This is a genomic window from Nocardioides sp. WJ219 (assembly GCF_058559815.1).
On record NZ_JBZUJV010000001.1, the window covers coordinates 529,721 to 547,823 of the forward strand.

Sequence of the window (18,103 nt, forward strand, 5' to 3'; positions counted from 1 at the left end):
CCGGACGGAATGGCCCCTGAGAGGCGTCTTGTGGGGCCAGGACGTCCGGGGCTGTCCCGCCCGGGCCGCAAGGACCCCACGGAGCGGAGGACCCGGTGACCGAGATCGTCGACATCGCGCGGCGGGTGGCCGCGGCCGTGCCTGCGGCCCGGATCGCCTGCCCGGTCTGCGGCGTCGCGCTCGGGGCCGACAACCTCGAGCGGCACCTCGGCAAGGTGCACCCCGGCCGGGACGACGCCGGTACGTCGTGGCGCGGCCGCGGGTGGAAGGGCGGCTCCCTGTCCTGGGACGACGGCGTGCTGCGCTGGCGCAGCCGCACCGGGCTGCGCCGGCGCTCGGTCGGCCGGATCAGCGCGGTCGTCGCCGGCACCACGGTGACGACGCGCGGCGGCTCCGCGAGCGGAGGCGACGGGGGCAGCGACATCGCCTTCTACACGGAGCGCTCGGGCGCCTACCTCCTCGTCCGCGGCGACGGGAGGCCGATCACCGTGCGGTGCCGCTCGGGCGGGACCGTGCGCAAGACCTGGGTGGGCTGGCAGCCCGGCCCCCAGGTCAAGCGCTGGCAGGTCACGGTCGAGGCGGACGCCTTCGTCGCGCTGTCCTACCTGCTGGCCGAGGCCGGCGTCCTGCGCCCCAAGACCGGCTGAGCCCTCAGCCCTGCCGGGTACGACGGATGCGGATCGGGCCCTTGACGGTGGACGGGTCGACGACGTGCCCGCCCTGGGTGATCTCCACGTCGCCGGCGGCCACCAGGCGTCGGGCGGCGCGGCGGGCGGGCTCCATCAGCGCGCGCCAGTCGTCGTCGCGGCCGCCCTGCTCGGCCGACACCGCGCGGGCCGCCTCGGAGGGGCAGATGGTCTTGCCCGCCGCGCGCTCGTCGAGCAGGCCGAGGATCGACGCCTCGAGCGCGCGGTCGGTCGGGTCGACCTTGTGCCGACGGCAGGCGGTCGAGCAGTAGCGGACGTCGTCCCAGTCGCGCTCCCACTTCTTGCGCCACTCGATGGTGCGCCCGCAGGCCACGCAGGTCTTGGGCTCGGGCGGCATGCGTCCAGGCTGCCGCGCCGAAGGGCGGGTCACCTCACCCCGGCGGTCAGCCGACCTTCTCGGGCACCGGGACGCCGTTGACGCCGGCGGGCAGCCGCGGCTCGACCACCACCACGGAGACGACGGCCACCGCGACGGACCCGACGACGAGCAGGCCGATGTAGGCCTCCGACAGCCCGTGGTCGATGAGGAACCCCGCGAACGGCGGCGCGACGATCGAGGGGAGGTTGAACGACGCCGAGCTCAGCGCGTTGTAGCGCCCGCGCAGGTGGTCGGGGGCCAGGTCGTTGACCAGCGCCGGGATCGTCGGCTGGAGCAGCGTCTCGCCGAACGCGAACACCGACGCGAACGCCGCTACCAGCAGCGTCGCCCCGAGCGTGCCGGGCACCAGGCCGGCCGAACCGAGCACCAGCCAGGCGCCGGCCCACACCACGCCCATGACGGCGATCACCCGGGTACGGCGCAGCCCCTCGATGCGGCGCAGCACGAACAGCTGCAGGACGACGATCACGGCGGTGTTGGCGGCGAAGGCGAACCCGAGGCCGCGCGTCGACACCTCGCCGACGGCGCGGGCGAAGGCCGGCATGCCGGTGTTGAGCTGGGCGTAGCCCACGAAGGCGCCGACGAAGGAGAGCAGGAGCAGCGGGCGGACCGCCGGACGGCGCAGCACGGCGAGGTAGCCGACCACCTCGCCGTCGGTGGCGGGGTCGGGCACCGGGCGGCCGGCGACGTGGCGCAGCGGCCCCAGCAGGAGCGCCAGAGCCGGCAGGTAGCTGACGGCGTCGCCGAGGTAGATCGCCTGGAACGTCGGGGTGCGCTCGACGTCGACGACGAAGCCGCCGACGACGCCGCCCACCCCGATGCCGAGGTTGAGCAACGCGAAGTTGACGCCGAAGTAGCGCTGGCGCAGCGCCTGCGGCACCACCGCCGCGATCAGGCTCTGTGTGGCCGGCCACGAGATCCCGAACGCCACGCCCGTCAGCGCCAGCCCGACCAGCGCCACCGTGATCGTGTCGGCGAACGCGAGCACGACGTTGCCGCTCAGCATCAGCAGCAGCGTCACCAGCAGCACCACCCGGGCCCCGAGGCGGTCGATCGCGGCCCCCGCCGGCCCGGTCATCACGAACCCGGCCAGCGGCGGCAGCGCGAGCATCAGGCCGACGTCGCTGAGCGCGAAGCCGCGGACCTCGTTGAGGTAGACGACGTGGAACGGCAGCACCAGGCCGGTGCCGATGAACTCGATCGCCACGATCGAGAGCAGCAGCCGTCCCTCCCGCGGGAGGTCGTGCCAGAGGTGCGCGGTCATGGTCCGCCGAGTCTCGCAGCGGCCGTCGTCGCGCACGACTCGGTAAGGCACCCCCGCGGAGCGTCTGAGGCACCTCAGACGCGGGCCTCCGCGACCCTCGTCAGCTGCCGAGCGCGGTCAGGGCGTCGTACTCCTCGTCGGTCAGCTCGATGGCGGCGGCCGCGGTGTTGTCCTCGAGGTGGGCCACCGACGACGTGCCGGGGATCGGCAGCATCACCGGCGAACGGCGGAGCAGCCACGCCAGGGCCAGCTGGGACGGCGTCGCACCGTGCTCCTTGGCCGCGTCGCCGAGCACGCCGTCCTCGCCGGACAGCTCACCCGTCGCCAGCGGGAACCACGGGATGAACCCGATGCCGTGCTCGGCGCAGAAGTCGACGAGCTCCTCGGCGTCCCGGTTGGCCAGGTTGTACAGGTTCTGCACGGTGGCGATCGGGGTCAGCGACTGCGCCATCTGGAGCTGGTCGACCGAGACCTCCGACAGCCCGATGTGGCGGATCTTGCCCTCGTCGCGCAGGTCCGACAGCTCGCCCACCTGGTCCTCGAGCGGGACCGCGGGGTCGATGCGGTGCAGCTGGAACAGGTCGATGCGGTCGACGCCGAGGTTGCGCAGCGACAGCTCGCACTGCTGACGCAGGTACGCCGGCACGCCGACCGGCGTCCAGACGCCCGGGCCCTGGCGGGTCAGGCCGGCCTTGGTCGCGATGACGACGTCGTCGGCGTAGGGGTGCAGCGCCTCCTTGAGCAGCGCCTCCGCCACGACCGGGCCGTAGGAGTCGGCGGTGTCGAAGAACGTGATGCCGAGCTCGACGGCCCGTCGCAGCACCGCGACCGCGGTGTCGCGGTCGGCCGGCCAGCCCCAGACGCCGTCGCCGGTGAGCTGCATGGTGCCGTAGCCCAGCCGGACGACGGGCAGGTCGCCGCCGATCTCGTAGGTGCCGGACGGTGCTGCGGTCACGTCGGTGGGCGCGGTGGCCATCTCAGATCTCGCTCTCGCTCAGGTCGCCCGCCCAGGCCGTGTGGAACGTGCCCTCGCGGTCGATGCGTCGGTAGGTGTGGGCACCGAAGTTGTCGCGCAGCGCCTGGATCAGCGACGCGGGGAGCCGCTCGCGGCGCAGCCCGTCGAAGTAGGACAGCGACGAGCCGAACGCCGGCACCGGGACGCCGCCCTGGGCGGCGGTCGCGACCACGTGGCGCCACGAGTGCACGCCCTCCTTGACCGCGTCGGCGAAGAACTCGGTGGTCAGCAGGGTGGTCAGGTCGGGCTCGGCGGCGTAGGCCTCGGTGATCCGGCCGAGGAAGCGGGCCCGGATGATGCAGCCGTCGCGCCAGATCTTGGCGACCTGGCCGAGGTCGACGTCCCAGCCGTGCTCCTCGGCGCCGGCGGCGATCTGGTCGAACCCCTGGGCGTAGGCGACGACCTTGGAGGCGTACAGCGCGGCCTGGACGTCGTCGACGAACGTGTCGCGGTCGACGTCGACGGTCTGGTCCTCCGGCGAGGTCGAGAAGACCTTGCGAGCCGCCGCGCGCTGCTCGGTGTGGCCCGACAGGCTCCGGGCGAACGTCGCCTCGGCGATGCCGGTGATCGGGACGCCGAGGTCGAGCGCGCTCTGCACGGTCCAGCGTCCGGTGCCCTTCTGCTCCGCGGCGTCCTGGACGACGTCGACGAACGGCTGGCCGCCGGCGTCGGTGTGGCGCAGCACGTCGGCGGTCATCTGGATCAGGAACGACTCGAGCTCGCCCTCGTTCCACCGGGCGAACACGTCGGCGATCTGGGGCGGGTCGAGGTGGCCGATCGAGCGGAGCAGGTCGTAGGACTCCGCGATCAGCTGCATGTCGGCGTACTCGATGCCGTTGTGGACCATCTTGACGAAGTGGCCGGCCCCGCCGACCCCGACGTGGGCGCAGCAGGGCTCGCCGTCGACCTGGGCGGCGATCGACTCCAGGATCGGCCCGAGCCGCTCGTAGGCCTCGTCGGTGCCGCCGACCATGATCGACGGGCCGTTCAGCGCGCCGACCTCCCCACCGCTGACGCCGGCGCCGACGAAGTGCAGGCCGTGCTCGCGCAGCTGCTCCTCGCGGCGGATCGTGTCGGCGTAGTGGGCGTTGCCGCAGTCGACGACGATGTCGCCCTCCTCGAGCAGCGGCACGAGGTCGTCGATGACGGCGTCGGTGCCGGGCCCGGCCTGGACCATCACCAGGACCACGCGGGGCCGCTCGATCGCAGCGACGAACTCCTCGAGGTTCTCGGTGCCGATGAAGTCGCCCTCGTCGCCGTGCTCGTCGAGGAGCGCCTGCGTGCGGGCGGCGGTGCGGTTGTGCACGGCGATGGTGTGGCCGTGGCGGGCGATGTTGCGGGCGAGGTTGCGGCCCATGACCGCGAGTCCGGTCAGGCCGATGGTGGCGCGTGCGTCAGTCACGGGTCCGACCCTTGCAGATGGGTGGTCAGGTGGGGAGTCACCGGCGCTCGCGCTTGACCCGGCGGCGCAGCTGGAGGATGCGCAGGCTGCTGACGGCGGCGACCACGGCCATCCCGACGACGGTGGCGATCAGCAGCGCCGCGGCGAGCGGGAACTGCCCGTCGAGCCACAGGAACTCGATGCGGGTCTTCTCGGTGTTCTGGATCACGAAGACCACCAGCAGCACCAGGAGCAGCGCGGCCGCGACCACCGCGGCGTACGCCCCGCTGGTGCGTGACCCCCGCAGCGGGTCGTCGTGGTGCGCCTCGGTGTCGCGCGTCGGGATCGGCTCGTCGGCGGCGGGCGGGGGAGGCGGGGCCTGGCTCATGGTCTCGACGCTAGGCCGGTCGGTGGTCCGGCGGTCCACCCGTGGGTGGGGCACCGGGCAGGGGCGGCACGGCGGCCCCGGCGTTCAGAAGACGTTGAACGGGCGGAACTGCACCGAGACCCGCGGGCCGGCGTGGGCGACCTTGGGGACGGCGTGCTCCCAGGTGCGCTGGCAGGACCCGCCCATCACCACCAGGTCGCCGTGGCCCATCTCGACGGCGATCGAGTCGCCGCCGCCACGCGGGCGCAGGCACAGCCGGCGCGGGTCGCCGAAGGAGACGATCGCGACCATCGTGTCGGTGGTGGACCCGCGGCCGATGGTGTCGCCGTGCCAGGCCACCGAGTCGCGCCCGTCGCGGTAGTAGCAGCACCCGGCGGTGCGGAACGGCTCGCCGAGCTCGTCGGCGTAGTGCGTCGAGAGCGCCTCGCGGGCCTCGGTGAGCAGCGGGTGCGGCAGCTCCTCGCCGATCATGTAGGTGTGCAGCAGCCGGGGCACGTCGACGAGCCGGTCGTACATCTGGCGCCGCTCGGCCCGCCACGGCACGTCACGGACGAGGGTCTCGAGGACCTCGTCGCTGTCGGGCACCCAGCTGCGTCGTACGTCGAGCCAGGCACCGCGGGTCAGGACGCGGCGCTCGGTGCCGGACAGGTCGGCCAGCCCGGTGGGTGGCGCCTCGAACAGGCTCCCCTGGAAGTCCATGGCCCCAGGGTACGCCACGATCGAACGTCTGTTCGACCCCGATCTGGGCGGGTCCGGGTCAGGAGGTGGCGGCGTAGGCGGCCGCGCCGACGATGCCGGCCTTGTTGCGCAGCACCGCGGGCACCATCGGCGTCGTGATGTCGATAATCGGCAGGAACTGGTCGGCGTGCTTGCTGACGCCGCCGCCGACCACGAACATCTCGGGCGAGAACAATCGTTCGAGCATCCGGTAGTACGTCGTGAGCCGCGCGGCCCACTCGTCCCAGGACAGGTCCTCGTTCTCGCGGATGCTGTTGGCGGCGCGCTGCTCGCCGACGTGGCCGTCGATCTCGACGTGACCGAGCTCGGCGTTGGGGACCAGGACGCCGTCGTGGAGGAGCGCCGACCCGATGCCGGTGCCGAGCGTCGTCACGATCACCAGGCCGCGCTGGCCGCGGGCGGCGCCGTAGCGCGCCTCGGCGAGGCCGGCTGCGTCGGCGTCGTTGAGCACGAACACCGCCCGCCCGGACGCGCGCCCGAACAGCGCGGCGGCGTCGACGCCGATCCACGACGGGTCGATGTTGGCGGCCGTGCTCACCACGCCCGAGCGGACGACGCCCGGCACGGTCACGCCGACCGGCGCGCCCCCGTCGAAGGAGGAGAGCAGCTCGGCCAGCACCTCAGCCACCGCGTCGGGGGTCGACGGCTGGGGCGTCGGGATGCGGACCCGGTCGGCGGCGAAGTCGCCGCGGTCGAGGTCGACGGGTGCGCCCTTGATGCCGGAGCCGCCGAAGTCGACCCCGACCGGGTGCGCGGTCACGACGCGGGGAGGGCTGGGACGGGCCCTCGGGGGACGGGGACCGCGGCGGTGCGCACGACGTACATGCACGGCATCGTAGGGGGCGGTCGGGGTGATCCCCGTGGCGCGACCCCGGGGTCTCCCGACAGAGTGGCGTCATGAGCACCCCCAGCGTCGCCGCCCGGGTCGTCGGCCTGACCAAGACCTACGGCAAGGGCGAGGCCGTCGTCCGCGCCCTCGACGAGGTCACCCTCGACCTCCACGCCGGCGAGTTCACCGCCGTGATGGGCCCCAGCGGCTCCGGCAAGTCCACCCTGATGCACGTCTGCGCGGCGCTCGACCGTCCCGACTCGGGCGAGGTGTGGATCGGCGACCGCTCGATCGGGACGCTCAAGGACCACGACCTCACGGTGCTGCGGCGCGAGGAGATCGGGTTCGTCTTCCAGTCGTTCAACCTGGTGCCGACGCTGACGGCCGAGGAGAACATCGTGCTCCCGCTCGCGATCGCCGGGCGCAAGCCCGACCGGGCGTGGTTCGACTCGGTCATCGAGACCGTCGGGCTCCGCGACCGGCTCTCCCACAAGCCCAACGAGCTCTCCGGCGGCCAGCAGCAGCGGGTGGCGGTGGCCCGGGCGCTGGTGAGCCGGCCGCGGATCGTCTTCGCCGACGAGCCGACCGGCAACCTGGACTCCCGGTCCGGCGCCGAGGTGCTCAAGCTCCTGCGTGCCGCCGTCGACGACCACGGCCAGACGGTCGTGATGGTCACGCACGACCCGGTCGCGGCGGCGTACACCGACCGGGTGGTGTTCCTGGCCGACGGCAAGGTGGTCCGCGAGCTGCGCGAGCCCGACCGCGAGGCCGTGCTCGAGCTGATGGTGGCGATGGCCGACGGCACCGACGGCACCGACACCACGACTGACGGGACCCGGTGACCCCGGCATGATCCGGGCCGCCCTCAAGAGCCTGCTGGGGCGCAAGCTCCGCCTGGTGCTCAGCACGTTCGCGATCGTCCTCGGCGTCGCCTTCGTCGTCGGCACGCTGCTGTTCTCCGACACCCTCAACCGCAGCTTCACCGCGCTCTTCGACGCCACCGTCGGCGACGTCGTGGTCCAGCCGGAGACCGAGGGCACGGCCCTGTCGGGCAGCGCGTCCACCGAGACCGTGCCCGGCGACGTGGTGGCCCGGCTCGCCGAGCTGCCGGGGGCCGCGCGGGCCGACGGCCAGATCGGCGTCGACGGCGTCTACGTCGTCGGCGAGGACGGCAAGCCCATCGGCGGGTTCGGGCCGCCGTCGCTGGGCGGCAACTGGTCCGACGCCCCCGCGGCGGGCGGCCTCGCGGGGCTCCAGGTCGTCGAGGGCCGGGAGCCCACCGCGCCCGGCGAGGTGGTGCTCGACGAGAAGACCGTCGAGAAGTCCGGCTACGACCTCGGCGACACGGTCGAGATCATCACCTCCGACGAGGAGTCCAACCTCGCGCCGACGCTGGTGGGCATCGCAGGGTTCCCCGAGGGCGGGTCGCTCAACGGCGCGACGTTCTCGGCGTTCACCACGGCCGAGGCGCAGCGGATCTTCCTCGACGGCGAGGACGTCTACAACGAGATCTGGGTGACCGCCGCCGACGGCGTCAGCCAGGAGGAGCTGCGCGACCAGGTGGCCGAGGTCCTCCCCGACGGCCTCGAGGCCGTCACGGGCGAGCAGGCGTCCGACGACGAGGCCAGCGACCTGCTGGAGGCGGTCGGCTTCCTGACCACCTTCCTGCTCATCTTCGCCGGGATCGCGCTGGTCGTCGGCACCTTCATCATCGTCAACACCTTCTCGATCCTGGTGGCCCAGCGCAGCCGCGAGCTGGCGCTGCTGCGGGCGCTCGGCGCGCACAAGAAGCAGGTGGTGCGCTCGGTGCAGGTCGAGGCGCTGGTCGTCGGGCTGATCGGCTCCACGCTCGGCATCGGGGTCGGCATCCTGCTCGCGATCCTGCTGCGGGCCGGCTTCGCGCTGGTCGGGCTCGACCTGTCGGACCAGCCGCTGGTCTTCCGTCCGCGCACGTTCCTCGCGGCGTACGCCGTGGGGGTGCCGGTCACGATGGCGGCGGCCTACTTCCCCGCCCGCCGGGCCTCGCGGATCGCGCCGGTGCAGGCCATGCGCGACGACGTCGCGCTCCCCGAGTCGTCGCTGCGACAGCGCTTCCGTGGGGGCCTGGCCGTCGCGGCACTCGGGTGCCTGGCCCTCGCGGTCGGGCTGACCGACGCCGTCGACCTGGGCAACGGCGCCTGGTGGACCGGGGCCGGCATCCTGGCGATCCTGCTCGGCGTCACCGCGATGAGCCCGGTGCTCGCGGCGCCGCTGCTGCGGGTCACCCGGGTCGTCTACGCCCGCGTCTTCGGCTCCATCGGCAACCTGGCCGCGCAGAACTCGCTGCGCAACCCCCGGCGTACGGCGGCCACCGCGTCGGCCCTGATGATCGGGCTGGCGCTGGGGTGCGCGATGGCCATCATCGGTGCCTCGGCCAAGGCGACGATCGACGAGTCGGTCGAGCAGGACTTCGCGGGCGACTACGTGGTCAGCAGCATCTTCGCCGGACCGTTCTCACCCCGGATCGCCGACCGCCTCGCCGAGGTCGAGGGGGTCGCAGACGTGGTCCGCCAGCGCGGGGACGTCGCCCGTCACGACGGCGACTTCGCCTTCGTCGTCGCCACCGACCCCGACGACCTCGACCGGCTCGAGATCACCGTCGAGCAGGGCAGCGGGGACCTGCCCGACGGCAGCGTGCTGCTCTCCGACGACTTCGCGACCAGCAACGGCTTCGCCGTCGGCGACGAGATCGAGCTGGTCGTGGCCAGCGGCACCCGGGAGTTCACCGTGGGCGGGATCTTCCGGAGCAACGCACTCCTGCAGGGCAACGTGGTGAGCTCGATCCAGACCTTCGAGGAGGCTGGCTACGAGACGCAGGACCAGCTGCTCGTCGTCTTCGGCGACGACGGCGCGACCGACGCGCTGCAGCAGGGTCTCGACGACGCTCTCGAGGACCAGCCGACGGTCACGGCCAAGGACCAGGCGGCGTTCGGGGAGGAGCAGCGCGCCCAGGTCGACCAGTTCGTGCTCATCATCTACGCCCTGCTCGGCCTCGCCCTGCTGATCGCGGTGCTCGGCATCGTCAACACCCTCGCGCTGTCGGTCATCGAGCGCACCCGCGAGGTCGGGCTGCTGCGAGCGATCGGCGTCACCCGGCGCCAGCTGCGGCGGATGATCACGCTGGAGTCCATCGTGATCGCCCTGCTCGGCGCCGTCCTGGGCGTGGTCCAGGGGATCGGGTTCGGCCTCGCGCTGATGTACGCCCTGCGCGACGAGGGCCTCGACGTGATCAGCGTGCCGTTCGACCAGCTCGTGGTCTTCTTCGCCCTGGCGGTCGTGATCGGCGTGCTGGCCGCGATCCTCCCGGCCCGCCGGGCCGCCCGGCTCGACGTGCTGCGGGCGATCTCGACCGACTGACCGGCCGGTGAAGCGAAGGTAAAGGGTGGGGCAAACCCGCGATTCCGCTGACGTGGCGGTCGCGGGTTGCCTACCCTTCCAAGGGTGGAGGACGTGATGGTCAGCGACGGTCGGTCGTTGAAGCACGTCGTGGTCCGGGAGTACGTGCGCGGCCTGGTGGCCGGCAACGCCCCGGGATCACCGGCCCCGTCCGAGCGTGAGCTGGTGCACCGGTTCGGCGTGGCCCGGATGACGGTCCGCCAGGCGCTCGACGCCCTGGTCACCGAGGGCCTCCTCGAGCGCATCCCCGGTCGCGGCACCTTCGTGGCCCGCCCCCGTCGCGTCGCCACCCCGATCACCGGCTACACCGAGGAGATGGCCCGCCGCGGCCTGCTGGCCGAGTCGCAGACGCTGTTGGCCCGCCGCGAGCAGGCCGGCCCCGGCGTCGCCCGCGCCCTCAACCTCACCGAGGGTGACGCCGTCATCCACTGGCGCCGGCTGCGCCGCGGCGACGGCGCCGTGGTGTGCATCGAGGACAACTACCTCAACGAGGTCCTGCTGCCCGGCTTCCTGCAGACCGGCATGCCCACCAGCCTGTACGACGCCCTCGACGCCCGCGGCCTGCGCCCGACCTGGGCCGAGGACTCCATCGCCGCCGACGTCGCCGGCGACGAGGAGGGCGCCCTGCTCGACGTCGACCCCGGCTCCGTGGTGCTGCGGCACTCCCGCCGCGGCATGGTCGGCGACAAGATCGTCAACGTCTCCCGCAGCGTCTACCGGGCCGACCGGTTCACGCTGTGGATCCAGCTGGGCAACGACGCCTGACGGACGGCGCGCCGACGCTGGGCGAGGAGCTTTCGCTAGGAACCGTCTTGAGACCACCACGGCGCTGGGCGTCCGCCCCGCGGTTCCCGGTGGCGCAGTCGCTCGGGCTTTGGGTCTGGGAGGCGGCTGGGGCGGGGGGTTGAGACTTCACCGGTTCACCGGGGAAATCTGAACTTCCCGGGCAAAACCCCGCTCGAACCGCCAACCCGCCAACCCGTCCTAGCTCCGGCTCAGGAACCCCAACGGCGCCGCGACCTCGCCGGTCTCCTCGCACACCCAGACCGGGTCGGGGCCACCGAGGTCGGGCTGGATGTAGAGCGCGTGCACGGGGGCCTCGGGGCACTCCAGGCACAGGGGCCAGCGGCCGGCGGCCTCGAAGAGCGCGTCCTGGACGTCCTGGGCGACCAGCCCGGCGACGTACTCGGCGCCCTGGGGCCACTGCTCGGCCCACCACTGGCGACTGGCGCAGGCCTCCTCGAGGGCCGAGACGGCGGCCGCGGTGGCGAGCTGTCGAGCCGTGAGGTCGGCCAGCACGCGAGCTCGGGCGTCGAGCAGCAGGCGGTCTTCCACGGGGTCCATTGTGCGTGGCGATCAAGGGCCGCCCCCACCGGCGCGCACGGCGCCTCCCCGATCCGGTCGTGGAGCGCACTAGCCTGGCGCTGTGAGCCTGCTGCTGGAGGTCGCCGTACGTCGCGTCGACGACGTCGCGGGTGCGGTCGAGGGCGGCGCCGACCGGCTCTCGCTCGACGTCGACGGCCGCTCGCCCGACGTCCCGACGGCCTCGGCGGTGCTGCGGGCCAGCGACGTGCCGGTCCGGGTGATGCTGCGGCTCGACGACACCTTCACCACCACCGGCGCCGACCTGACCCGGATGGTCGGCCTCGCCGAGGAGTACCTGGGGCTGGGGGCCGAGGGCGTCGTGCTCGGGTTCCTCGACGCCGACCTCGAGGTCGACGTCGAGACCACGACCGCGCTGGCGCGGTCGCTGCCCGGCGTCCCGTGGACCTTCCACCGCGCGGTCGACGCCACCCTCGACCTCCACCGCACCTGGCGGCGGCTCGTGCGCCTGCCCGGCCTCACCGCGGTCGCCTCGGCGGGCTCGCCGCAGGGCCTCGCCCACGGCTACGACGACCTGCTCGCCCTGGCCACCCGCGACCCCGAGGTGGCCCGGCTGCTGATGCCCACCGGCGGCCTCCAGCCCGAGCAGGTGCCGTGGCTGGCCGGCGTCGGCGTGCACCAGTTCCGGGTCGGCGACCAGGTCCGTCCCGGCGGCTCCGCCCGCGCCTACGTCGACGCGGGGCTGGTCCGCTCCTGGCGGCTGCTGCTCGACGGCCCCGCCGTCGCCCGCGCCGCGCACCGATGATCCTCATCGACCCGCCCAACGCGGCGGGGCACGGCCGGTTGTGGTCCCACCTCGCCAGCGACACCTCCTACGACGAGCTGCACGCCTTCGCCCGCACCGTCGGCATCCCCGAGCGCGGCTTCGACCGCGACCACTACGACGTCCCCTCGGAGTGGTACGACGACGTGGTCGCCGCCGGCGCCACCCCGATCAGCTCGCGCGAGCTCGTCGCCCGCCTGGTCACGTCGGGCCTGCGGCGGCGCCGCTCAGCGACCTGACAGCTCGGCCGCCACGTTGGCGCGGGCGGCGTCCTCCCACCGCTCCAGCGCGTACGCCGTGTGGAACAGCCGCGGCTTGCCCAGCAGCCCGTCGAGGACCGTCCGGCGACCCGCGGTGAAGGTCTCCTCGTCGAGGTGGGCGTACTCCGCGCGGACCGCGGTCACGTAGGCGGCGTAGCGCTCGGGCGGCGCGGCCAGGATGCCGAGGTCGGCGTCGGAGAGCACGCAGCCGTTGTGGTCGTCGTCGTCGGGCCGGTGGCCCTCGGTGAGCCGGACCAGCCGGACCACCTCGGCGACGACGTCGTCGGCGACGAGCCCGGGCAGCGCCTGCTCGGCCCACGCGGCCGAGCGCTCCTCGGCGTCGCGCTCGCCGTCGTAGACCGCGTCGTGGAACCACGCCGCCAGGACCACCGGGACCCGGTCGAACTCGACGCCCGCGCCCGCGAGCTCCTCGACGCGGGCCAGCACCTCGGTCAGGTGCACCGTGTCGTGGTAGCCGCGCGTCGGGTCGGCGTACGCCGCCAGCAGCTCGTCGCGCACGTCGGCGCCGTCGGTCAGGGGCCAGGAGGCGGCAGGCGGGGGCACCGCCCTATCTTCACCCAGATCGGCGCCGGGGGCCTCAGACGTGCGTGGAGGGCAGTCGCATGCCGGCCGTCGCAGGCGTGCGGGCGGTCCAGACGGCGGGTCGTCCGGCGACCGGCAGCACGACGTCGCCGAGGTCGTGCCGCACACCCGCGAGCACGCACACGTCGGCGACCGCGGCCCGGGTGACGCGCAGCGTCTCGGGCCCGCTCGTCGCGACGAGGGTCAGTCCGGCCCGCGTGCCGAGGCCGGCACCGATCTCGAACCGGCCCTCGACGTCGGTGCGGACGCGCTCGACCTCGACGCCCTCCTCGTCGAGCAGCGCCACCGCGGCGGCGTGCTGGGCGAGGCCGCCCTGCACGACCCGGCCGCAGAGGCTCGCGCCCACGGGGACGACGGCGTCGACGGCGACGAGGGAGCCGGGCGCGGCCTCGACCTCGAGCGACACGCCGCGGTGACCGACCGAGGCCGGCACGACCACCCGCAGCAGCCCGGGACGCAGCCCCCGGACGTCGGCCAGCCCGCCGACCACCGGCGCGGTGGTGGTGCGGCCGGTGGCGTCGGTGACGACCACCTCGCGCGCCCGCACCGGGCGCCGGTCGGAGCCGCGCACCCGCACGACCAGCCGGCATCGGGCCGTGGTCGCCGGCAGGACGACGGCGAGGTGGTCGACCCGGTCGCGCTCGGCGCCGGTCAGGACGACGACGACGGCCTCGGAGCAGCGGTCGCGGCGGACGTCGTGGGCGACGAGGGTCCACGCGCCGGACCGCAGTCCGGCGAGCAGTGCGTGCCCGTGGCCGTCGGCGCGCACGACGACGTGCTCACCGTCGGCATGCGCCGCGCTCACGCGCGCCCACGGCGACGACGTGGCAGCGAGCGAGGACGGGGACATGGTCCGACGGTAGGAACCCGACCCCGGCGGGGCATCGGCCGATCGGTCAGGATCAGGCCCCGGGTGACATGGCCCACCTGATGGTGCCGGTGGCGGCCGACCCGAGGCCGCGCACGACGGTCCGCTCGGTCACCGGGAGCCACGGCAGGCGCAGCGGGACCCGCGTCCAGGCCGGCATCAGGCCGACCGCGGCGGCGACCAGCACGCCGTACGCCGGCCGCACCGGGAGCGGCAGCGGGGGCTTGACCAGCAGGAACCGGACGGCCTCGCGGGCCTCGGGGGTGCCGCGCAGCTCGGGACGGTAGGACGCCAGCACCTCGGCCAGCTCGGCCTCGGACGTCGGCAGGTCGACGGCGCCCAGGAGCCCGGCGACGTGGGCGGTCTGCGCGACGTACTCGTCGCGGCCGGCCTGGTCGAGCGGCTCCTTGCCGTAGACGGTGTGGGCGCGCAGGAAGCTGTCGACCTCGGCCACGTGCACCCAGCGCAGCAGGTGCGGGTCGGAGGCGGCGTACGGCGTGCCGTCGGGCATGGTGCCGACCACGCGGCAGTGGATCGCCCGGACGATGTCGACCGAGCGCTGCGCGTCGTCGGCGGTGCCGAAGGTGGTCACGGCCAGGAACTCGCTGGTGCGGTGGAGCCGGCCCCACATGTCGCCGCGGAAGCCCGAGTGCTCCGAGACCGCCAGCATCGCCGCCGGGTGGAGCGTCTGGAGCAGCAGCGCGCGGATGCCGCCGACGAACATCGAGGCGTCGCCGTGCACGACCGTGATCGGGCTGCCGGCCTCGAACCAGCGCGGTCCCTCGGTGTCGTGGATCCGCCGGCTCTTGGCCGGTCCGTCGGGTCCCGCCACGCGCAGGAAGAGGGCCTGGCCCAGTCGCTCGCGCACGTCACCGATCACGGTTCGAGCCTACGCAGCGGGCCTTCACCCCTCCGGTGCCGTCAGGCGCTCCAGGACCGCAGCCAGATGGTCTGGTCGGAGGCGCCGAGCAGCGTGGCCACCTCGGGCGAGACCGGCTCGGAGACGTCGGAGACGACGTACCCCTGCTCGCCGCGGGTGGCGAGGTACTGCGCGGTCACGTTGACGCCCTGCTCGGCCAGGCGGGCGTTGAGCTCGGCCAGGACGCCGGGCACGTTGACGTGGAGGTAGCCGATCCGCGAGCCGGTGGTCAGCTGCGGTGCGTGGACGGCGGGCACGTTGACCGACAGCTCGGTGCGGCCCTCGAGCGCGAAGGCGCCGAGCTTGCCGGAGACGAACCAGCCGATCTCCTCCTGCGCCTCCTGGGTCGAGCCGCCGACGTGGGGGGTGAGGATCACGTTGTCGAGGCCGCGCAGCGGCGACTGGAACGGGTCGCCCTGGGCCTTGGGCTCGATCGGGAAGACGTCCATCGCCGCGCCCGCGATGTGGCCGGAGAGGATCTCCTCGCGCAGCGCCTCGGTGTCGACGACCATGCCGCGGGCGGCGTTGATGAACAGCGAGCGCGGCTTCATCTTGGCGAACTGCTCGGCACCGAAGAAGCCGGCGTTGCCGGGACGGCCGTCGACGTGGAGCGAGACGACGTCGGCCTCGGCGAGCAGGGCGTCGAGCGTCGGCATCCGGCGGGCGTTGCCGTGGGCGAGCCGGTCGGCGGTGTCGAAGAAGATCACCCGGAGCCCGAGCGCCTCGGCGAGGTTGGAGAGCTGGGTGCCGATGTTGCCGTAGCCGACGATGCCGAGCGTGCGGCCGCGGATCTCGTGGCTGCCCTTGGCCGACTTGTCCCAGACGCCGGCGTGCATCTTCTCGGTCTTCTCCGGCAGGCGGCGGGCCAGCGCGATGATCTCGCCGATCACCAGCTCCACGACGCTGCGGGTGTTGGAGAACGGCGCGTTGAAGACGGCGACGCCGCGGTCGGCGGCCGAGGTGAGGTCGACCTGGTTGGTGCCGATGCAGAAGCAGCCGATCGAGACCAGGTCGGGCGCGTGGTCGAGCACCGTCGAGGTGATGGTGGTGTTGGAGCGGATGCCGAGCAGCTGCACGCCGGGCAACGACGCGACCAGCTCGTCCTCGGAGAGGGACGACGAGCGCAGCTCGACCTCGAAGCCACGCCGTTCGAGGTTGTCGACGGCGACCGGGTGGATGTTCTCGAGCAGGAGGGCCTTCACGTGCCACCAGCCTACGGATGCCCCGAGGACCTGCCCGCCGGTGGTGGCCGGGGCGAGACGGCCGGCGGGAGGGATACCCCGCGCCCGGATGGGTAGGGCAGGTCCCATGGGATGGAACTGCACCATCGTCGTCGTCCGGGACACCGACCTCGACCAGCTCGCCGTGCTCGAGCCGCTCCTGTGGACGGCGACCGACACCGTCGTCGCCTGGGACGGGGCCACCAGCTCCATGTTCGACGGCGTAGCGGCCTGGGAGCGCGGGGACGACCTCGTGCTCGCCAGCGGCAGCTTCGAGCTGATCGAGGCCGTGCCCGCGCTCGGCGCCCTCGGCGCGGCGTACGGCGGGCTCTTCCAGTCGGTGACCGACACCTACTTCTGGGAGACCGCCGGCGAGGCCGGCCGCCGCAGCTGGCGCTGGAGCATGTTCGAGCAGCTCGCCGACGAGGGGCCGCCGCACCCGGCCGAGGCCGGGGTCGAGCGGCTCGACGAGGACGCCCTGTTCGACCTGCTCGGCGCCGGCGGCCTGGTCTACGACGAGGCGCTCGAGCAGGCCGAGCTCGTCGTGCTGTCGACCGGCCCCTCCGACGCCGCCCCCGGCGCCCCGCCGCCCCGCCGCCGCAAGCGCTTCGGCCTCTTCTGACGCGAGCTGGTCGAGGAGGCCGGCCGCGGCCGTCTCGAGACCACGGTGAGGTGCCGGCCCACGGTGGGCACGGACCCTGCGGCGGTTTCGAGACGGTTGCTAGCGCAACCTCCTCAACCAGCGTCGGTCAGTCGCCCTTGACGTTGACGACCTGCCGCAGCACGTGGCGGACCTCGACCAGGTCGGCGGCGTCGGCCATCACCCGGTCGACGTCCTTGTACGCCGCCGGGATCTCGTCGAGGAAGGCGTCGGTGTCGCGGTACTCGATGCCGGCCATCGCCTCGCGCAGCTGGTCGCGGGTGAACCGCTTCCGCGCCGCCGTCCGGGAGTACTCCCGGCCGGCGCCGTGCGGGGCCGACTCCAGGGAGAGCCGGTCACCCTTGCCGGTCACGACGTACGACGCCGTCCCCATCGAGCCGGGGATCAGCCCGGGGACGCCACGGCCCGCGTGGATCGCACCCTTGCGGGAGAGCCACACGTCCTTGCCGAAGTGGTGCTCCTGCTCGGTGTAGTTGTGGTGGCAGTTGATCTCCTCCACCCGCTCGACCTCGGCGGCCGAGCCGAGGCCGAGCCACTCGGCGAAGCACGCCACGACCCGGTCCATCATCTCCTCGCGGTTGAGCAGCGCGTAGTGCTGCGCCCACCGCATCTCCCGGATGTAGGCGTCGAACTCCGGCGTCCCCTCGGTCAGGTGGGCCAGGTCGCGGTGCGGCAGCGGGATCGACGCCTCCGCGCACCGGTCGCGGGCGACCGCGATGTGCTTCTGGGCGATCTTGTTGCCCACCCCGCGCGAGCCGGAGTGGAGGAACAGCCAGACCCGGTCACGCTCGTCGACCGTCACCTCGATGAAGTGGTTGCCGGAGCCGAGGGTGCCGAGCTGCAGCTCCCACCGTCCGGCGTACGACGCGGGGTCGAAGCCGGCCTGCGCGGCCTCGGCCCGCAGCACCTCCAGCCGGGCCTCGGTGTGGGCGCGCGAGACCGACCGGTTGGCGGCGCCCGCCGACAGCGGCACCGCGCGCTCGATGGCCTCGCGCAGCGCCCGCCGCTCGGACGGCAGGCGGTCGACGGTCCACGTCGTGCGGACGGCGATCATGCCGCAGCCGATGTCGACGCCGACCGCGGCCGGCATGATCGCGCCGAGGGTCGGGATGACCGACCCCACGGTGGCGCCCAGGCCGAGGTGCGCGTCGGGCATCAGCGCCACGTGCGGGAACACGAACGGCATCGTGGCCGTCATGACCGCCTGCTGGCGCGTCTGGTCCTCGAGGATGGACGCCCAGCTGAGCAGCGTCTCGGTGATGTGCTCCATGGTCCTTCCGTGCTCCGGGT

The 18,103-nt window shown here is 73.5% G+C and carries 20 protein-coding genes; 7 read left to right on the forward strand and 13 right to left on the reverse strand.

Features of this window, described 5'->3' with window-relative positions; translation table 11 throughout:
- Window positions 1–95: 95 nt before the first annotated feature.
- Window positions 96–647, forward strand: coding sequence for a hypothetical protein (locus AC4MBH_RS02540; protein ID WP_491792765.1), 552 nt, complete (start codon window positions 96–98; stop codon window positions 645–647).
- Between the two features lie 4 nt (window positions 648–651).
- Here AC4MBH_RS02540 and AC4MBH_RS02545 read toward each other — a convergent pair whose 3' ends face one another.
- The 7 genes from AC4MBH_RS02545 to ppgK form a co-directional block, all read right to left on the reverse strand.
- Window positions 652–1,044, reverse strand: coding sequence for a DUF3253 domain-containing protein (locus AC4MBH_RS02545; RefSeq protein ID WP_491792766.1), 393 nt, complete (start codon window positions 1,042–1,044; stop codon window positions 652–654).
- A gap of 46 nt (window positions 1,045–1,090) precedes the next feature.
- A complete protein-coding gene (locus tag AC4MBH_RS02550; RefSeq protein WP_491792767.1) occupies window positions 1,091–2,350 on the reverse strand; it encodes an MFS transporter in 1,260 nt (419 codons plus the stop codon).
- Between the two features lie 100 nt (window positions 2,351–2,450).
- The gene (locus AC4MBH_RS02555; protein ID WP_491792768.1) at window positions 2,451–3,326 is read right to left on the reverse strand and encodes an aldo/keto reductase; all 876 of its coding nucleotides are present in this window, start codon (window positions 3,324–3,326) and stop codon (window positions 2,451–2,453) included.
- Between the two features lies 1 nt (window position 3,327).
- Window positions 3,328–4,767: an NADP-dependent phosphogluconate dehydrogenase gene (gene gnd, locus AC4MBH_RS02560; RefSeq protein WP_491792769.1), complete on the reverse strand. Its 1,440-nt coding sequence runs from the start codon at window positions 4,765–4,767 to the stop codon at window positions 3,328–3,330.
- A 37-nt stretch (window positions 4,768–4,804) separates the two neighbouring features.
- Complete coding sequence (locus AC4MBH_RS02565) at window positions 4,805–5,134, reverse strand: lipopolysaccharide assembly protein LapA domain-containing protein (RefSeq protein WP_491792770.1); 330 nt, start codon at window positions 5,132–5,134, stop codon at window positions 4,805–4,807.
- Window positions 5,135–5,218: 84 nt separating this feature from the next.
- Complete coding sequence (locus AC4MBH_RS02570; protein ID WP_491792771.1) at window positions 5,219–5,833, reverse strand: alpha-ketoglutarate-dependent dioxygenase AlkB; 615 nt, start codon at window positions 5,831–5,833, stop codon at window positions 5,219–5,221.
- A 58-nt stretch (window positions 5,834–5,891) separates the two neighbouring features.
- Window positions 5,892–6,632: a polyphosphate--glucose phosphotransferase gene (gene ppgK / locus AC4MBH_RS02575; RefSeq protein ID WP_491792772.1), complete on the reverse strand. Its 741-nt coding sequence runs from the start codon at window positions 6,630–6,632 to the stop codon at window positions 5,892–5,894.
- A 137-nt stretch (window positions 6,633–6,769) separates the two neighbouring features.
- On the opposite strand from ppgK, the gene AC4MBH_RS02580 reads away from it, so the two are divergent.
- From AC4MBH_RS02580 to AC4MBH_RS02590, 3 genes are all read left to right on the forward strand, one after another.
- Window positions 6,770–7,543 (forward strand): ABC transporter ATP-binding protein, encoded by a 774-nt coding sequence (locus AC4MBH_RS02580; protein WP_491792773.1) that lies wholly within the window; start codon window positions 6,770–6,772, stop codon window positions 7,541–7,543.
- A 7-nt stretch (window positions 7,544–7,550) separates the two neighbouring features.
- Window positions 7,551–10,097, forward strand: a complete 2,547-nt coding sequence (locus AC4MBH_RS02585; RefSeq protein WP_491792774.1) for an ABC transporter permease — start codon at window positions 7,551–7,553, stop codon at window positions 10,095–10,097.
- Window positions 10,098–10,181: 84 nt separating this feature from the next.
- Window positions 10,182–10,901 carry a GntR family transcriptional regulator gene (locus tag AC4MBH_RS02590; protein ID WP_491792775.1) on the forward strand — a complete coding sequence of 240 codons (720 nt, stop codon included), beginning with the start codon at window positions 10,182–10,184 and terminating at the stop codon, window positions 10,899–10,901.
- A gap of 219 nt (window positions 10,902–11,120) precedes the next feature.
- Here AC4MBH_RS02590 and AC4MBH_RS02595 read toward each other — a convergent pair whose 3' ends face one another.
- Window positions 11,121–11,471 carry a DUF8819 family protein gene (locus tag AC4MBH_RS02595; RefSeq protein ID WP_491792776.1) on the reverse strand — a complete coding sequence of 117 codons (351 nt, stop codon included), beginning with the start codon at window positions 11,469–11,471 and terminating at the stop codon, window positions 11,121–11,123.
- Window positions 11,472–11,562: 91 nt separating this feature from the next.
- On the opposite strand from AC4MBH_RS02595, the gene AC4MBH_RS02600 reads away from it, so the two are divergent.
- Complete coding sequence (locus AC4MBH_RS02600; protein WP_491792777.1) at window positions 11,563–12,264, forward strand: copper homeostasis protein CutC; 702 nt, start codon at window positions 11,563–11,565, stop codon at window positions 12,262–12,264.
- Window positions 12,261–12,521, forward strand: a complete 261-nt coding sequence (locus tag AC4MBH_RS02605; RefSeq protein ID WP_491792778.1) for a DUF4031 domain-containing protein — start codon at window positions 12,261–12,263, stop codon at window positions 12,519–12,521. The genes AC4MBH_RS02600 and AC4MBH_RS02605 overlap by 4 nt, the downstream gene beginning before the upstream one ends.
- Here the strand turns inward: AC4MBH_RS02605 and AC4MBH_RS02610 are convergent.
- The 4 genes from AC4MBH_RS02610 to serA are packed head-to-tail and all read right to left on the reverse strand — an operon-like array spanning window position 12,510 to window position 16,134.
- Entirely contained in the window at window positions 12,510–13,106 is a 597-nt protein-coding gene (locus AC4MBH_RS02610) for an HD domain-containing protein (protein ID WP_491792779.1), read from the reverse strand. The two genes, AC4MBH_RS02605 and AC4MBH_RS02610, sit on opposite strands and share 12 nt — an antisense overlap.
- A 34-nt stretch (window positions 13,107–13,140) precedes the next feature.
- Entirely contained in the window at window positions 13,141–13,995 is an 855-nt protein-coding gene (locus AC4MBH_RS02615; RefSeq protein ID WP_491792780.1) for a hypothetical protein, read from the reverse strand.
- A 52-nt stretch (window positions 13,996–14,047) separates the two neighbouring features.
- Complete coding sequence (locus AC4MBH_RS02620) at window positions 14,048–14,893, reverse strand: oxygenase MpaB family protein (protein WP_491792781.1); 846 nt, start codon at window positions 14,891–14,893, stop codon at window positions 14,048–14,050.
- Between the two features lie 41 nt (window positions 14,894–14,934).
- Window positions 14,935–16,134 (reverse strand): phosphoglycerate dehydrogenase, encoded by a 1,200-nt coding sequence (gene serA / locus AC4MBH_RS02625; protein WP_491792782.1) that lies wholly within the window; start codon window positions 16,132–16,134, stop codon window positions 14,935–14,937.
- Window positions 16,135–16,240: 106 nt separating this feature from the next.
- On the opposite strand from serA, the gene AC4MBH_RS02630 reads away from it, so the two are divergent.
- Entirely contained in the window at window positions 16,241–16,774 is a 534-nt protein-coding gene (locus AC4MBH_RS02630) for a hypothetical protein (protein ID WP_491792783.1), read from the forward strand.
- Between the two features lie 127 nt (window positions 16,775–16,901).
- Here AC4MBH_RS02630 and AC4MBH_RS02635 read toward each other — a convergent pair whose 3' ends face one another.
- Window positions 16,902–18,083 carry an RtcB family protein gene (locus AC4MBH_RS02635; RefSeq protein WP_491792784.1) on the reverse strand — a complete coding sequence of 394 codons (1,182 nt, stop codon included), beginning with the start codon at window positions 18,081–18,083 and terminating at the stop codon, window positions 16,902–16,904.
- Window positions 18,084–18,103 lie beyond the last annotated feature (20 nt).

Coding starts and splice junctions, on each gene's coding strand:
- AC4MBH_RS02545 (WP_491792766.1), bottom strand. CDS start 1,044: ATGCCGCCCGAGCCCAAGACCTGCGTGGCCTGCGGGCGCACCATCGAG.
- AC4MBH_RS02550 (WP_491792767.1), bottom strand. CDS start 2,350: ATGACCGCGCACCTCTGGCACGACCTCCCGCGGGAGGGACGGCTGCTG.
- AC4MBH_RS02555 (WP_491792768.1), bottom strand. CDS start 3,326: ATGGCCACCGCGCCCACCGACGTGACCGCAGCACCGTCCGGCACCTAC.
- AC4MBH_RS02565 (WP_491792770.1), bottom strand. CDS start 5,134: ATGAGCCAGGCCCCGCCTCCCCCGCCCGCCGCCGACGAGCCGATCCCG.
- AC4MBH_RS02570 (WP_491792771.1), bottom strand. CDS start 5,833: ATGGACTTCCAGGGGAGCCTGTTCGAGGCGCCACCCACCGGGCTGGCC.
- AC4MBH_RS02580 (WP_491792773.1), top strand. CDS start 6,770: ATGAGCACCCCCAGCGTCGCCGCCCGGGTCGTCGGCCTGACCAAGACC.
- AC4MBH_RS02585 (WP_491792774.1), top strand. CDS start 7,551: ATGATCCGGGCCGCCCTCAAGAGCCTGCTGGGGCGCAAGCTCCGCCTG.
- AC4MBH_RS02605 (WP_491792778.1), top strand. CDS start 12,261: ATGATCCTCATCGACCCGCCCAACGCGGCGGGGCACGGCCGGTTGTGG.
- AC4MBH_RS02615 (WP_491792780.1), bottom strand. CDS start 13,995: ATGTCCCCGTCCTCGCTCGCTGCCACGTCGTCGCCGTGGGCGCGCGTG.
- AC4MBH_RS02630 (WP_491792783.1), top strand. CDS start 16,241: ATGGGATGGAACTGCACCATCGTCGTCGTCCGGGACACCGACCTCGAC.
- AC4MBH_RS02635 (WP_491792784.1), bottom strand. CDS start 18,083: ATGGAGCACATCACCGAGACGCTGCTCAGCTGGGCGTCCATCCTCGAG.